This is a genomic window from Prescottella sp. R16 (assembly GCF_030656875.1).
Taxonomy (GTDB): Bacteria; Actinomycetota; Actinomycetes; order Mycobacteriales; family Mycobacteriaceae; genus Prescottella.
Genome location: NZ_CP130943.1, coordinates 2008337 through 2023998, shown reverse-complemented (window position 1 = coordinate 2023998; position 15662 = coordinate 2008337). Strand labels below are relative to the sequence as shown.

General features: G+C 70.5%; 10 protein-coding genes and 2 pseudogenes. 2 read left to right on the top strand and 10 right to left on the bottom strand.

The features are described from left to right. The first annotated feature begins 83 nt into the window (after nucleotides 1-83). Together metK (Q5696_RS09570) and Q5696_RS09565 are read left to right on the top strand one after the other, a co-directional pair. Entirely contained in the window at nucleotides 84-1295 is a 1212-nt protein-coding gene (gene metK / locus Q5696_RS09570; RefSeq protein WP_305094921.1) for a methionine adenosyltransferase, read from the top strand. A 23-nt stretch (nucleotides 1296-1318) separates the two neighbouring features. Next, a complete protein-coding gene (locus Q5696_RS09565) occupies nucleotides 1319-3340 on the top strand; it encodes a primosomal protein N' (RefSeq protein ID WP_370654913.1) in 2022 nt (673 codons plus the stop codon). Between the two features lie 44 nt (nucleotides 3341-3384). On the opposite strand, the pseudogene Q5696_RS09560 reads toward Q5696_RS09565, so the two are convergent. The 10 genes and pseudogenes from Q5696_RS09560 to Q5696_RS09515 form a co-directional block, all read right to left on the bottom strand. Next, a pseudogene (locus Q5696_RS09560) lies at nucleotides 3385-5407 on the bottom strand (primosomal protein N'). Nucleotides 5408-5430: 23 nt separating this feature from the next. Continuing rightward, a pseudogene (metK, locus tag Q5696_RS09555) lies at nucleotides 5431-6641 on the bottom strand (methionine adenosyltransferase). Nucleotides 6642-6753: 112 nt separating this feature from the next. Then, nucleotides 6754-8031 (bottom strand): bifunctional phosphopantothenoylcysteine decarboxylase/phosphopantothenate--cysteine ligase CoaBC, encoded by a 1278-nt coding sequence (gene coaBC / locus Q5696_RS09550; protein WP_305094919.1) that lies wholly within the window; start codon nucleotides 8029-8031, stop codon nucleotides 6754-6756. Beyond that, the gene (gene rpoZ / locus Q5696_RS09545) at nucleotides 8028-8306 is read right to left on the bottom strand and encodes a DNA-directed RNA polymerase subunit omega (RefSeq protein WP_305095213.1); all 279 of its coding nucleotides are present in this window, start codon (nucleotides 8304-8306) and stop codon (nucleotides 8028-8030) included. The genes coaBC and rpoZ overlap by 4 nt, the downstream gene beginning before the upstream one ends. An 85-nt stretch (nucleotides 8307-8391) precedes the next feature. Continuing rightward, the gene (gene gmk, locus Q5696_RS09540) at nucleotides 8392-8973 is read right to left on the bottom strand and encodes a guanylate kinase (RefSeq protein ID WP_305094918.1); all 582 of its coding nucleotides are present in this window, start codon (nucleotides 8971-8973) and stop codon (nucleotides 8392-8394) included. 61 nt (nucleotides 8974-9034) lie between these two features. Next, entirely contained in the window at nucleotides 9035-9355 is a 321-nt protein-coding gene (gene mihF / locus Q5696_RS09535; RefSeq protein ID WP_007535578.1) for an integration host factor, actinobacterial type, read from the bottom strand. 432 nt (nucleotides 9356-9787) lie between these two features. Further along, entirely contained in the window at nucleotides 9788-10624 is an 837-nt protein-coding gene (gene pyrF / locus Q5696_RS09530; protein WP_305094917.1) for an orotidine-5'-phosphate decarboxylase, read from the bottom strand. Further along, complete coding sequence (gene carB, locus Q5696_RS09525) at nucleotides 10621-13965, bottom strand: carbamoyl-phosphate synthase large subunit (RefSeq protein ID WP_305094916.1); 3345 nt, start codon at nucleotides 13963-13965, stop codon at nucleotides 10621-10623. The genes pyrF and carB overlap by 4 nt, the downstream gene beginning before the upstream one ends. After that, complete coding sequence (carA, locus tag Q5696_RS09520; protein WP_305094915.1) at nucleotides 13965-15122, bottom strand: glutamine-hydrolyzing carbamoyl-phosphate synthase small subunit; 1158 nt, start codon at nucleotides 15120-15122, stop codon at nucleotides 13965-13967. The genes carB and carA overlap by 1 nt, the downstream gene beginning before the upstream one ends. Further along, nucleotides 15119-15661 (bottom strand): PH-like domain-containing protein, encoded by a 543-nt coding sequence (locus tag Q5696_RS09515; protein WP_305094914.1) that lies wholly within the window; start codon nucleotides 15659-15661, stop codon nucleotides 15119-15121. The genes carA and Q5696_RS09515 overlap by 4 nt, the downstream gene beginning before the upstream one ends. Between the last annotated feature and the right edge of the window lies 1 nt (nucleotide 15662).

Here is a 15662-nt window from a genome sequence, read left to right as displayed (position 1 = left end):
CGCGTTCCTGGCACGGGTGTGGTGTGCGGTATTCAATAGAAGTAAGCAGAAACGTAATGGCGTAAGTGTCGAGAGGGAGATCTGTGAGCACGTCCGGCAAGCGGCTATTCACCAGTGAGTCCGTGACCGAGGGTCACCCGGACAAGATCTGTGATGCCATCAGTGACTCCATTCTCGATGCGATGCTCGAGGCCGATCCGCGCAGCCGGGTCGCGGTCGAGACCCTGGTGACGACCGGACAGGTGCACGTCGCGGGCGAGGTCACGACCTCCGCGTACGTCGACATCCCGAAGATCGTGCGCGACGTGGTCCTCGAGATCGGCTACGACTCGTCGGCCAAGGGTTTCGACGGCAACTCGTGTGGCGTCAACATCGCGATCGGTGCGCAGTCGCCGGAGATCGCGCAGGGCGTCGACCACTCGCACGAGGCGCGGGTCGGCGGGGTCACCGACGACGAACTCGATCGGCAGGGTGCCGGTGACCAGGGCCTGATGTTCGGGTACGCGTGCACCGACACGCCCGAGCTGATGCCGCTGCCGATCGCGCTCGCGCATCGGTTGTCGCGCCGGCTCACCGAGGTCCGCAAGACCGGGGTGCTGCCGTACCTGCGTCCCGACGGCAAGACCCAGGTCACCATCGAGTACGACGGCGACCGCCCGGTCCGCCTCGACACGGTCGTCATCTCCACGCAGCACGCCGCGGACATCGACCTGGACAATCTGCTGACCCCGGATCTGCGGGAGAAGGTGCTCGGCCACGTGCTGTCCGAGCTCGACATCGACCTGGACACCTCGGATGTGCGCCTGCTGGTCAACCCGACCGGCAAGTTCGTCCTCGGTGGCCCGATGGGCGACGCGGGTCTGACGGGCCGCAAGATCATCGTCGACACGTACGGCGGCATGGCCCGTCACGGCGGCGGCGCGTTCTCGGGCAAGGATCCGTCGAAGGTGGACCGCAGCGCCGCGTACGCGATGCGTTGGGTCGCCAAGAACGCGATCGCGGCCGGACTGGCGGACCGCATCGAGGTGCAGGTCGCGTACGCGATCGGCAAGGCCGCCCCGGTCGGCCTGTTCGTCGAGGCGTTCGGCACCGAGAAGGTCGACGTCGCCACCATCCAGAACGCGATCAGCGAGGTGTTCGATCTGCGTCCGGGTGCGATCATCCGCGACCTGGATCTGCTGCGCCCGATCTACGCGGCCACCGCCGCGTACGGCCACTTCGGCCGCACCGACGTCGATCTGCCGTGGGAGCGCACCGACCGCGCCGAGAAGCTCCGCGCGGCCGCCGGTCTGTAGCCCCGGCCCCGAGAGTCGGCCCCCTGACCGGCACCGAGAAGGCAGCGGCAGCACAGGCGCCCGTGGCGCGCGTGCTGCCGCTGCTTCCGGTTGCGCATCTCGACCGCGAGTTCGACTACCTGATCCCCGCGGACCTCGACGAGCAGGCCCGGCCCGGGGTACGGGTGCGGGTGCGGTTCTCGGGACGCCTCGTCGACGGTTTCCTGCTCGAGCGTCGGGACTCCAGCGAGCATCGCGGACGGTTGGCGTGGCTCGACCGGATCGTGTCCGCCGAACAGGTCCTCACCCCGGAGGTGCGCCGCCTGGTCGACGCCGTCGCCGACCGGTATGCCGGCACCCGCGCGGACGTGCTCCGGTTGGCGATCCCGCCGCGGCACGCCAAGGTCGAGGCCGAGACGCCCGATCCGGTTCCGCCGCCCGAACGTCCGACGGTGGACGCGGACGCGTGGGCGTCGTACGTGCACGGCGGCAACTTCGTCGACGCCCTCGCCGCCGGCCGCAGCCCGCGGGCCGTCTGGCAGGCCCTGCCCGGCGAGGACTGGTGTCTGCGCCTGGCCGAACTCGCCGGGGTGGTGGCGTCGTCCGGCCGCGGTGTCGTGCTGGTCGTCCCCGATCAGCGTGACCTCGACCGGCTCGTCGCGGCATGCGAAAACCTGCTCGGCGCACAGCATGTCGTGGGACTCGCCGCCGGGCTGGGGCCGTCCGCACGGTACCGGCGCTGGCTCGCGGCGCTGCGCGGCACCGCCCGCGTCGTCGTCGGCACCCGGGCCTCGGTGTTCGCGCCGACCCCCGACCTCGGCCTGATCGTCGTGTGGGACGACGGCGACTCGAGCCTGTCCGAGCCGCGGTCCCCGTATCCGCACGCGCGGGAGGTGGCACTGCTGCGGGCGCACACTGCCGGATGCGCCGTCGTCGTCGCCGGGCACGCCCGGACCGCGGAAGCACAGGCACTCGTCGAATCCGGGTGGGCGCACGATCTCGTCGCCGCCCGGGACACCGTCCGCGCCCGATCCCCGAAGATCACCGCGCTCGCCGACAGCGATCAGGCCCTCGCCCGCGATCCCGGGGCTCGGGCCGCCCGGCTGCCGGCGATCGCGTTCGCCGCGGCCCGGCAGGCCCTTGCCGCGGGATCGGGTGTGCTGGTGCAGGTTCCGCGCCGCGGCTACGTACCGTCGCTCGCGTGCGCCAAGTGTCGAGCCCCCGCCCGTTGCCGGCGCTGCAACGGCCCCCTCGCACTGCCCGCAGCCGCCGGACCCGACGGGGCCGGCTCCCCGACGTGCAAGTGGTGCGGCGTCGCCGACACGGGCCACCGCTGCCACGCGTGTGGCGCCCGCGCCCTGCGGGCCGTCGTCGTCGGGGCCGGCCGCACCGCCGAGGAGCTGGGACGTGCCTTCGCCGGCGTCGCCGTCCACACGTCCGGCGGATCCGACGTCAAGGCCGAGATCGAGGCGGGCCCGAAACTGGTCGTCGCGACCGTCGGCGCCGAACCGGTGATGCCCGGCGGCTACGGCGCCGCGTTGCTGCTCGACGGTTGGGCGCTGCTCGGCCGCGCCGACCTGCGTGCTGCCGAGGAGACGCTGCGCCGGTGGATGACGGCGTCGACGCTGGTCCGTTCCCACCGCGACGGCGGCCAGGTCGTGGTCGTCGCCGATTCCGGGATCCCCACCGTGCAGGCGCTGGTGCGCTGGGACCCGGTGTGGCATGCCCGCGCCCAGCTCGCCGAACGCGCCGAGGTCGGCTTCCCGCCGGCCGTGCACCTGGCCGCCGTCGACGGCACCGCGGTGTCCGTCACCGATCTGCTGGACGCGACCGTCCTGCCCGACGGCGCCGAACTGCTCGGCCCGGTACCGCTGCCGCCGGGGGAGCGGCTGCCGTTCGCGAGCGACGAACCCGAACCCGACGACGTCCAGCGGATGCTCGTCCGGGTGCCGCGCGGCGCCGGCCGCGCGCTGGCCCGGGCGCTCGCCGATGCGCAGGCCGTGCGCAGTGCGAAACGCACGCCGGGGCCGGTGCGGGTGCAGGTCGATCCGTTGCGGATCGGCTAGCCGTGCGGCCCGGGGACCTCGCCGACGGTCCCCGGGCCGCACGGCTAGCCGATCCGCAACGGATCGACCTGCACCCGCACCGGCCCCGGCGTGCGTTTCGCACTGCGCACGGCCTGCGCATCGGCGAGCGCCCGGGCCAGCGCGCGGCCGGCGCCGCGCGGCACCCGGACGAGCATCCGCTGGACGTCGTCGGGTTCGGGTTCGTCGCTCGCGAACGGCAGCCGCTCCCCCGGCGGCAGCGGTACCGGGCCGAGCAGTTCGGCGCCGTCGGGCAGGACGGTCGCGTCCAGCAGATCGGTGACGGACACCGCGGTGCCGTCGACGGCGGCCAGGTGCACGGCCGGCGGGAAGCCGACCTCGGCGCGTTCGGCGAGCTGGGCGCGGGCATGCCACACCGGGTCCCAGCGCACCAGCGCCTGCACGGTGGGGATCCCGGAATCGGCGACGACCACGACCTGGCCGCCGTCGCGGTGGGAACGGACCAGCGTCGACGCCGTCATCCACCGGCGCAGCGTCTCCTCGGCAGCACGCAGGTCGGCGCGGCCGAGCAGCGCCCAACCGTCGAGCAGCAACGCGGCGCCGTAGCCGCCGGGCATCACCGGTTCGGCGCCGACGGTCGCGACGACCAGTTTCGGGCCCGCCTCGATCTCGGCCTTGACGTCGGATCCGCCGGACGTGTGGACGGCGACGCCGGCGAAGGCACGTCCCAGCTCCTCGGCGGTGCGGCCGGCCCCGACGACGACGGCCCGCAGGGCGGGGCGCCACACGCGTGGCAGCGGTGGCCCGTGTCGGCGACGCCGCACCACTTGCACGTCGGGGAGCCGGCCCCGTCGGGTCCGGCGGCTGCGGGCAGTGCGAGGGGGCCGTTGCAGCGCCGGCAACGGGCGGGGGCTCGACACTTGGCGCACGCGAGCGACGGTACGTAGCCGCGGCGCGGAACCTGCACCAGCACACCCGATCCCGCGGCAAGGGCCTGCCGGGCCGCGGCGAACGCGATCGCCGGCAGCCGGGCGGCCCGAGCCCCGGGATCGCGGGCGAGGGCCTGATCGCTGTCGGCGAGCGCGGTGATCTTCGGGGATCGGGCGCGGACGGTGTCCCGGGCGGCGACGAGATCGTGCGCCCACCCGGATTCGACGAGTGCCTGTGCTTCCGCGGTCCGGGCGTGCCCGGCGACGACGACGGCGCATCCGGCAGTGTGCGCCCGCAGCAGTGCCACCTCCCGCGCGTGCGGATACGGGGACCGCGGCTCGGACAGGCTCGAGTCGCCGTCGTCCCACACGACGATCAGGCCGAGGTCGGGGGGGGTCGGCGCGAACACCGAGGCCCGGGTGCCGACGACGACGCGGGCGGTGCCGCGCAGCGCCGCGAGCCAGCGCCGGTACCGTGCGGACGGCCCCAGCCCGGCGGCGAGTCCCACGACATGCTGTGCGCCGAGCAGGTTTTCGCATGCCGCGACGAGCCGGTCGAGGTCACGCTGATCGGGGACGACCAGCACGACACCGCGGCCGGACGACGCCACCACCCGGCGAGTTCGGCCAGGCGCAGACACCAGTCCTCGCCGGGCAGGGCCTGCCAGACGGCCCGCGGGCTGCGGCCGGCGGCGAGGGCGTCGACGAAGTTGCCGCCGTGCACGTACGACGCCCACGCGTCCGCGTCCACCGTCGGACGTTCGGGCGGCGGAACCGGATCGGGCGTCTCGGCCTCGACCTTGGCGTGCCGCGGCGGGATCGCCAACCGGAGCACGTCCGCGCGGGTGCCGGCATACCGGTCGGCGACGGCGTCGACCAGGCGGCGCACCTCCGGGGTGAGGACCTGTTCGGCGGACACGATCCGGTCGAGCCACGCCAACCGTCCGCGATGCTCGCTGGAGTCCCGACGCTCGAGCAGGAAACCGTCGACGAGGCGTCCCGAGAACCGCACCCGCACCCGTACCCCGGGCCGGGCCTGCTCGTCGAGGTCCGCGGGGATCAGGTAGTCGAACTCGCGGTCGAGATGCGCAACCGGAAGCAGCGGCAGCACGCGCGCCACGGGCGCCTGTGCTGCCGCTGCCTTCTCGGTGCCGGTCAGGGGGCCGACTCTCGGGGCCGGGGCTACAGACCGGCGGCCGCGCGGAGCTTCTCGGCGCGGTCGGTGCGCTCCCACGGCAGATCGACGTCGGTGCGGCCGAAGTGGCCGTACGCGGCGGTGGCCGCGTAGATCGGGCGCAGCAGATCCAGGTCGCGGATGATCGCACCCGGACGCAGATCGAACACCTCGCTGATCGCGTTCTGGATGGTGGCGACGTCGACCTTCTCGGTGCCGAACGCCTCGACGAACAGGCCGACCGGGGCGGCCTTGCCGATCGCGTACGCGACCTGCACCTCGATGCGGTCCGCCAGTCCGGCCGCGATCGCGTTCTTGGCGACCCAACGCATCGCGTACGCGGCGCTGCGGTCCACCTTCGACGGATCCTTGCCCGAGAACGCGCCGCCGCCGTGACGGGCCATGCCGCCGTACGTGTCGACGATGATCTTGCGGCCCGTCAGACCCGCGTCGCCCATCGGGCCACCGAGGACGAACTTGCCGGTCGGGTTGACCAGCAGGCGCACATCCGAGGTGTCCAGGTCGATGTCGAGCTCGGACAGCACGTGGCCGAGCACCTTCTCCCGCAGATCCGGGGTCAGCAGATTGTCCAGGTCGATGTCCGCGGCGTGCTGCGTGGAGATGACGACCGTGTCGAGGCGGACCGGGCGGTCGCCGTCGTACTCGATGGTGACCTGGGTCTTGCCGTCGGGACGCAGGTACGGCAGCACCCCGGTCTTGCGGACCTCGGTGAGCCGGCGCGACAACCGATGCGCGAGCGCGATCGGCAGCGGCATCAGCTCGGCGTGTCGGTGCACGCGTACCCGAACATCAGGCCCTGGTCACCGGCACCCTGCCGATCGAGTTCGTCGTCGGTGACCCCGCCGACCCGCGCCTCGTGCGAGTGGTCGACGCCCTGCGCGATCTCCGGCGACTGCGCACCGATCGCGATGTTGACGCCACACGAGTTGCCGTCGAAACCCTTGGCCGACGAGTCGTAGCCGATCTCGAGGACCACGTCGCGCACGATCTTCGGGATGTCGACGTACGCGGAGGTCGTGACCTCGCCCGCGACGTGCACCTGTCCGGTCGTCACCAGGGTCTCGACCGCGACCCGGCTGCGCGGATCGGCCTCGAGCATCGCATCGAGAATGGAGTCACTGATGGCATCACAGATCTTGTCCGGGTGACCCTCGGTCACGGACTCACTGGTGAATAGCCGCTTGCCGGACGTGCTCACAGATCTCCCTCTCGACACTTACGCCATTACGTTTCTGCTTACTTCTATTGAATACCGCACACCACACCCGTGCCAGGAACGCGTCCCACGAAGTGACACGAGGATTCGTGTGCTACTTCGACACTGCAGGAAGCAGTCCGACGACCGCGTCGAGCACGCGACTCGCCATGAGCGACTTCGATCCCGGTTCGATGGCCGTCTCGGTGCCGTCGGCACCGAGAAGCCAGCCGTCGTTGTGGTCGACCTCGAACGCCTTGCCGTCACCGACCGCGTTGACCACGAGAAGATCGCAGCCCTTGCGCGCCAGTTTCGTGCGCGCATGGTCGAGAACACTTCCCGACGCATCCCCGGTCTCGGCCGCGAATCCGACGATCGCGGTGTCGGCCGCGAGGGTGCCGTCCCGTCGAGCCTGCACGAGACCGGCGAGAATGTCAGGGTTTTTGATCAACGGAATGGAGTCCGGTTCCCCGGCCCCCTTCTTGATCTTGTCGGTGGCGACGGTGGCGGGCCGGAAATCGGCGACGGCCGCCGACATGATCACCGCGTCCGCGCCGGCCGCATGCGTCGCGACGGCGTCGTGCATCTGCTGCGCCGTCCGCACGTGCACGACGGTCACCGCGGCCGGATCGGCCAGTTCGGCGGTCGCGCCGGCGATCAGGGTGACGTCGGCACCGCGCTGCGCCGCCAGCCGGGCGATCGCGTACCCCTGCTTGCCGGAACTGCGGTTACCGAGGTACCGGACCGGGTCGAGGGGTTCGCGGGTACCACCGGCCGAGACGACGACACGTCGGCCGACGAGATCCCGCGGCAACGCGGACGCACGCTCGAGCAGCAGCGACGCCAGACCGAAGATCTCCTCCGGTTCCGGCAGCCGTCCCGCCCCGGTGTCCTTGCCGGTGAGCCGGCCGGACGCGGGTTCGATCACGATGTTGCCGCGTTCCCGCAACGTCGCGACGTTCGACACCGTCGCGGGATGCTCCCACATCTCGGTGTGCATCGCGGGCGCGAACACGACGGGACATCGGGCCGTCAGCAGGGTCGCGGTGAGCAGGTCGTCGGCCCGCCCGGCCACCGCCCGGGCCATGAGGTCGGCGGTGGCGGGGGCGATGACCACGAGGTCGGCCTCCTGGCCGAGGCGCACGTGGGCGACCTCCGGGACGTCCTCGAACACCCCGGTGTCGACCGGGTTGCCGGACAGTGCCTCGAACGTGGCGCGGCCGACGAACCGGAGTGCGGCCTCGGTGGGGATCACCCGCACCCGGTGTCCGCTCTCGGTGAAGCTGCGGATCAGGGCACAGCTCTTGTAGGCGGCGATACCGCCGCCGACACCGACGACGATCCGCCGCGGTGTCCCGGGCTCCCGTTCGGACACGGGCGCGGTGGCGCTCACTCGCCTTCGGTGTGCTCGAGCAGATCGGCGTGGATCTCGCGCAGCGCGATCGACAGCGGCTTCTCCTGCAGACCCGGCTCGACGAGCGGGCCCACGTATTCGAGGATGCCGTCACCGAGCTGGTTGTAGTAGTCGTTGATCTGACGGGCTCGCTTGGCCGAGTAGATGACCAGCGCGTACTTCGACGAGGTGCGCTCGAGCAGCTCGTCGATCGGCGGGTTGGTGATGCCGAGCGGGGTGTCGTAGGCGGGCAGAGTGCCACGGACGTCGGACACGGCTGCTTCGGTGCTGCTCACTCGGTTACTCCTGAACTGGACTCGGAAGTCCCACATTGAATGCCGAAAAGGGGGACGACGCCGGTCACGGCTGACGTCCGACCAACAAGGATACCAACTCGTCGCACGCCCGTCCGACATCCTCGTTGACGATGACGGTGTCGAACTCGTCCTGTGCGGCCAACTCGACCTCGGCGGTCTGCAGCCGGCGTTCGACGACGTCGGCCGGTTCGGTTCCGCGGCCGGTCAGCCGGGACACCAGCACCTCCCAGCTGGGCGGCGCCATGAACGTGAGCACGGCCTCGGGCATCGCGGCCCGCACCGAGCGAGCGCCGACGAGGTCGACCTCGAGCAGGACCGGCTTGCCTTCGGCGAGGGCCCGGTGCACCGGACCGGCCGGGGTGCCGGACCGCTGCAGTCCGCCGTGGATGTCCGCCCACTCGAGCAGTTCACCGGCGTCGATCATGCGGTCGAACTCGGCGCGCGTCACGAAGTGGTAGTCCTGGCCGTCCACCTCGCCCGGTCGCGGATCACGCGTGGTCGCCGAGACGCTGAAGACCACCTCGGGCATGCGCTCACGCAGCAGCCGGACGACGCTGGACTTGCCGACGGCCGAGGGGCCGGCCAGTACTACCAGCCGACCCCTCCGCACTGCGTCGCCACTCACGGTCGTTCCCGCGGCGGCCGCACCGCCTGACACCTGTTGTGCGTCAGCAGTCACGTATTGCTCAGGCCTCGAAGTCGAAGCGAGCGAGCAGAGCCTTGCGCTGCCGATCGCCGAGGCCACGCAGGCGACGGGTCGGAGCGATCTCCAGCTCGGTCATGATCTCCTGTGCCTTGACCTTGCCGACCTTGGGCAGGGCTTCGAGCAGAGCCGACACCTTCATCTTGCCGAGGATCTCGTCCTCTTCGGCATCCTTCAGGACCTGCTTGAGGTCGGTGCCGCCGCGCTTGAGGCGCTCCTTGAGCTCAGCCCGGGCCTTGCGGGCGGCAGCCGCCTTCTCCAGAGCAGCAGCGCGCTGCTCGTCGGTCAACTGGGGAAGGGCCACGGTTCCTCCGTCTCGTCGTGTGCAATTCCAACATCACCCGGGTGGCCCGGGAGTGTCACATCCCCCGGATAACCAGGGGCGATAGCGACCGTACTCACGCAGGGCGACGATTGCTAACCCACCCCCCGGCGTCGACGCCGGATTCGGGTGGGTTATGCGCACATTCGCAGGTGCGTTCGATTCCTGCCGTCGCCGCACCCCCGGACCCCGCACCTCGGCCGACCCCATAGGCCTGCAGAAGACATCACCGCAGGTAGAACTGCATTTATCGAGACTGTGACCGATTCGGCGCAGCACCGGAGCGTGGCATGGACCACAGTCTGCGACGCGGTACCGGCCCGATCCGAAAAAAATTCCCGAAATCTGTACTGCCGCACACATCCACGCCCCCCGGGAACGACGGAGGCCGGGTGTGGCGGCCTCACCCGACCTCTAGGCCTGCAGGAACGCGAACGAGTCCACGGACCGCGAGACGGCCTCCTGCAGTGCCGCAACAGACGGTCCTGCCCGCAGCACCTCCCGCGAGACGTTGGGCACGACGGCGTGGAGGCAGTCGCCCGCGAGCCGGCGCACATCGTCCGCGGTACCGCCCTGCGCCCCCACCCCCGGCATGAGGATCGGCCCGTGCAGGCCGCTCAGATCCGGGGCGTCGGCGAGGGTGGCCCCGACCACCACACCGACCGAGCCGAGCACCTCGGCGCCGGCGTTGCGGGCGGCGGCCTCGTCGACCATCGTCTGGGCGACGGACCGGCCGTCCGCCGTCACCGACCGCTGCACCTGCGCACCCTCCGGGTTGGAGGTCGCGGCGAGCACGAACAGGCCGCCGTGGTTGCGTTCGGCCAGCTCGAGCACCGGATTCAACGACCCGAACCCGAGATACGGAGACACCGTCACCGCGTCGGATGCGAGCGGCGACCCGGCACCGAGCCACGCGCGGGCATACGCGTTCATCGTGGAGCCGATGTCACCGCGCTTGGCGTCGGCGACGACCAGCGTGCCGGCCTCACGCAACACCTCGATGATGCGTTCGAGGACCGCGACACCACCCGACCCGTACGCCTCGAAGAACGCGACCTGCGGCTTGACGAGCGCGACCCGGCCCACGAACGCCTCGACGCACAGCTCACCGAACTTCTCGAGCCCGTCGACGTCGTCGGTGAGGCCCCAGGACTGCAACAGCTCGGGGTGCGGGTCGATGCCGACGCACAACGGACCGTGCCGGCGCATCGCCGCGGCCAGCCGCGCCCCGAACGTCGTGTCGGACGTCATTTCCGGTCGTCCCCCGCATCACGCAGCCCGGCGTGCAGTTCCTGCAGCGACTGGACGCCGATGTCGCCGCGCAGCGCCGCCTCGATGCCCTGGACGGCCGCGGACGCGCCCTGCACGGTGGTGATGCACGGAACGGACTTGCCGACCGCGGCAGCACGGATCTCGTAGCCGTCGACACGCGGACCGGAGTTGCCGTACGGCGTGTTGATCACCATGTCGACCTCACCGGCCTCGATCTGGTCGACGATGGTGCGCGCGCCCTCGGGCAGGTCCTCACCGGACTGCTTGTGCACCCGCTCGCACGTGATGCCGTTGCGGCGCAGCACGTCCGCGGTGCCGTCGGTGGCCAGGATCCGGAAACCCAGGTCGGCGAGCCGCTTGACCGGGAAGATCAGCGACCGCTTGTCCTTGTTGGCGACCGAGACGAACACGGCGCCGCTGGTGGGCAGCGACCCGTACGACGCGGTCTGGCTCTTCGCGAACGCGGTACCGAAGTCCGCATCGATGCCCATGACCTCGCCCGTGGACTTCATCTCCGGGCTCAGGAGCGTGTCGATGCGGGTGCCGTCGGCGCGACGGAACCGGTTGAACGGCAGGACCGCTTCCTTGACGGCGACGGGGGCGTCGACCGGCGTGGTGCCGCCGTCGCCCTCGGCCGGCAGGATGCCCGAGGCACGCAGATCGGCGATCGACTCGCCCATCATGACGCGGGCACAGGCCTTCGCGAGCTGCACGGCGGTGGCCTTCGAGACGAACGGCACCGTCCGCGACGCACGCGGGTTGGCCTCGAGGACGTACAGGATGTCGTCCTTGAGCGCGTACTGCACGTTGAGCAGTCCCTTGACGCCGATACCCTTCGCGAGCGCCTCGGTGGAGCGGCGCACGTTCTCGATATCGGTGCGGCCCAGCGTGATCGGGGGCAGGGCGCATGCCGAGTCGCCGGAGTGGATACCGGCCTCCTCGATGTGCTCCATGATGCCGCCGAGGTACACCTCGTCGCCGTCGCACAGGGCGTCGACGTCGATCTCCACCGCGTCCTCGAGGAAGCGGTCGACCAGCACCGGCCGGTCGTCGGAGATCTCGGTGGCACGGGAGATGTAGTTCTCCAGCGACTTCTCGTCGTACACGATCTCCATGCCGCGGCCGCCGAGGACATACGACGGGCGCACCAGCACCGGGTAGCCGATCCCGGACGCGATGTCGCGCGCCCCCTCGAACGTGGTGGCGGTGCCGAACTTCGGCGCGGGCAGGCCGGCCTCGGTGAGGACGCGACCGAACTCGCCACGATCCTCGGCCAGGTCGATGGCCTCGGGGCTGGTGCCCACGATCGGCACACCGGCCGCCTCGAGGCGCTTGGCCAGGCCGAGCGGGGTCTGGCCACCGAGCTGGACGATGACGCCGGCGACGGTGCCGGACAGGCTCTCGGCGCGGTACACCTCGAGGACGTCCTCGAACGTCAGCGGCTCGAAGTACAGGCGGTCGGCGGTGTCGTAGTCGGTCGACACGGTCTCGGGGTTGCAGTTGACCATGACGGTCTCGTAGCCGGCCTCGGACAGCGTCTGCGCGGCGTGCACACACGAGTAGTCGAACTCGATGCCCTGGCCGATCCGGTTCGGGCCCGAGCCGAGGATGAGGACCTTGGGGCGCTCGGTCTGCGGCGCGACCTCGGTCTCGGCGTCGGGATCGAGCTCGTACGTCGAGTAGTGGTACGGGGTCTTGGCCTCGAACTCGGCGGCGCACGTGTCGACGGTCTTGTAGACCGGGTGCACGTTCAGCTCGGTGCGCAGCGCACGCACCGCGTCCTCGGAGTCGAACTGCTGCGGGCGCAGCGCCGCGATCTGGCGGTCGGAGAAGCCGTGGTGCTTGGTGAACCGCAGTTCGGTCTCACCGAAGGTGTCGGCGGAGCGGACCGTGGCCCCCAGCTCGACGATCTGCTGCATCTGGTCGAGGAACCACGGATCGATCGCGGTCGCGTCGAACAGCTGCTCGACCGTCGCACCCAGCTCGAGGGCCTGGGCGATCTGGTACATGCGGCCGTCGGTCGGGACCTTGATCGCCTCGAGCAGCTCGTCCAAGGTGCCCTCGACCTCGGGCCCGGTCCAGTAGCCGGCCCGCTTGGTCTCCAGCGAGCGCATGACCTTGCCGAACGCCTCGGTGAAGTTGCGGCCGATCGACATGGCCTCACCGACGGACTTCATCGTGGTGGTCAGCGTGCCGTCGGCGCCGGGGAACTTCTCGAACGCGAAGCGCGGGGCCTTGACGACGACGTAGTCGAGCGTCGGCTCGAAGCAGGCCGGCGTCTCCTTGGTGATGTCGTTGACGATCTCGTCGAGGGTGTAGCCGATGGCCAGCTTGGCGGCCATCTTCGCGATCGGGTAGCCGGTGGCCTTCGAGGCCAGCGCCGACGACCGCGACACGCGCGGGTTCATCTCGATGACGACCAGACGGCCGTCGCGCGGATCCATCGCGAACTGGATGTTGCAGCCACCGGTGTCGACGCCGACCTCGCGCAGGATGTCGATCGAGAGATCGCGCATCTTCTGGTATTCGCGGTCGGTGAGGGTCATCGCCGGGGCGACGGTCACCGAGTCGCCGGTGTGCACACCGACCGGGTCGACGTTCTCGATCGAGCAGACGATCACGACGTTGTCGCGGCCGTCGCGCATCAGCTCGAGCTCGTACTCCTTCCACCCGAGGATGGACTCCTCGATCAGGACGTTCGCGGTGGGCGACGCGGCCAGGCCGCCGCCGGCGATGCGCTCGAGGTCGGCCTCGTCGTACGCCATGCCGGAGCCGAGGCCACCCATGGTGAACGACGGGCGCACGACCACCGGGTAGCCGAGTTCGGCAACGGTGGCCTTGACCTCGTCCATCGTGTAGCAGACCCGCGAGCGGGCGGACTCGCCACCACACTTCTCGACGATGTCCTTGAACTTCTGGCGGTCCTCACCGCGCTGGATCGCGTCGAAGTCGGCGCCGATCAGTTCGACGTCGTACTTCTCCAGGATGCCCTGCTCGTGCAGTGCGACCGCGGTGTTCAGGGCCGTCTGTCCGCCGAGCGTCGCCAGCACGGCATCGATCGGCGTGCCCTTGGCCTTCTCACGGGCGATGACCTTCTCGACGAAGTCGGCGGTGATCGGCTCGACGTAGGTGGAGTCGGCGAACTCGGGGTCCGTCATGATCGTGGCCGGGTTGGAGTTGACCAGCGACACCCGCAGTCCCTCCTCGCGGAGGACGCGGCACGCCTGCGTGCCCGAGTAGTCGAACTCGCAGGCCTGGCCGATGACGATCGGGCCGGACCCGATCACCAGGATGTGGGAGAGATCGGTACGACGTGGCATTAGTTCTTGTCTCCCTCGAGCAGGCTGGCGAAACGGTCGAACAGGTAGGACGCGTCGTGCGGGCCGGACGCGGCCTCGGGGTGGTACTGCACGGAGAACGCGCGGTCGTCGAGCAGGCGCACACCCTCGACGGCGCCGTCGTTGGCGCAGGTGTGGCTGATGACGGCGCGGCCGAACGGGGTGTCGAACTCCTGGCCGGCCTCCCCTTCCAGGGCGAAGCCGTGGTTCTGGGCGGTGATCGCGATACGCCCGGTGGCGTGCTCGACGACGGGGATGTTGATGCCCCGGTGCCCGAACTTCATCTTGTAGGTGTTCAGTCCCAGCGCGCGGCCGAGGATCTGGTTGCCGAAGCAGATGCCGAACAACGGGATGCCCTGGCCGAGGATCTCCTTGGTCAGGTGGACCGTGTCGTCCGCGGTCGCCGGGTCACCGGGGCCGTTGGACAGGAAGACACCGTCGGCCTTCAGGTCGAGCAGGTCGTGCAGCGTCGTCTTCGCCGGCAGCACGTGCACCCGCATACCGCGCTCGGCGAACATCTGCGGGGTGCTCGACTTGATACCCAGGTCGATCGCGGCGACGGTGTAGCGGACCTCGCCCTTCGGCTCGATGATGTAGCCGCCGGGCGTGGTGACCTCGGCGGTGAGGTTCAGGCCGAGCATCGACGGCTGGCCCTTGACCCGCTCGAGCAGGACGTCGACGTCGGCCAGCGCGTCACCGGAGAAGATGCCGGCGCGCATCGAGCCGCGGGTGCGCAGGTGGCGGACCAGCGCACGGGTGTCGATGCCGGCGATACCGACGACGCCCTGCCGGACCAGTTCGTCCTGCAGCGAGCCGGTCGCCCGCCAGTTGGAGGTCACGCGGGAGGGGTCGCGGACCACGTAGCCGGCCACCCAGATCCGGGACCCGGCGGGGTCGCCGTCCCGCCCGACCGACTCGTTGTCCTCGTCGTTCCAGCCGGTGTTGCCGATCTGAGGTGCCGTCGACACCACGATCTGCCGGTGGTAGCTGGGGTCGGTGAGGGTCTCCTGGTAGCCGGTCATGCCGGTGCTGAAGACCGCTTCCCCGAGGGTCTGTCCCACCGCACCGAAGCTGGTGCCGCGGAAGACCCGGCCGTCCTCGAGAACCAGGACCGCCATATTGCTGTCAAAGGCGCTCATGCGTCTTCTCCGTTCTGCTCGACCTCACCAGAGCCCGCCGCATTCGCTGAATCGTCACTGCTTGTCTCACGTACCCATACCGGGTACATCGTCTTGTCGTCGCCACGGAATCCCGTGTCGATCTCGGTGCCGGTGGGCAACTCCCACCGGATCACCAGGACCCCGTCCTTCGTCATCACCTTCCCGGCGAGCCCCCGCTCGGTCCGGATCGCCCGGATCGATTCGTTCGGGATCCAGATCGCCGACGCGCCGTCGCGTTCGAGGAGGATGCCGCGGGTCCACCGGCTCAGTTCACCGGTGGCCCGGAAACCGATGTCGCCCACCGCGATCCGGTCCTGCCAGCTCGGGGCCATCGTGCTGCCCACGTACAGGCCGGTGCTCGGCGCGATCAGCTGCTCACCCAGGTCGGTCGGAACCGCGGGCAGTTTCCCGATCCGATCGGACTGGCGGGCCGCCCGACCCTTCCAACCGCGGTACATCAGGAACACCAGCAGCACCCACACCGCGATGCAGCCGACCACCCACAGGAGTCGTGCCATC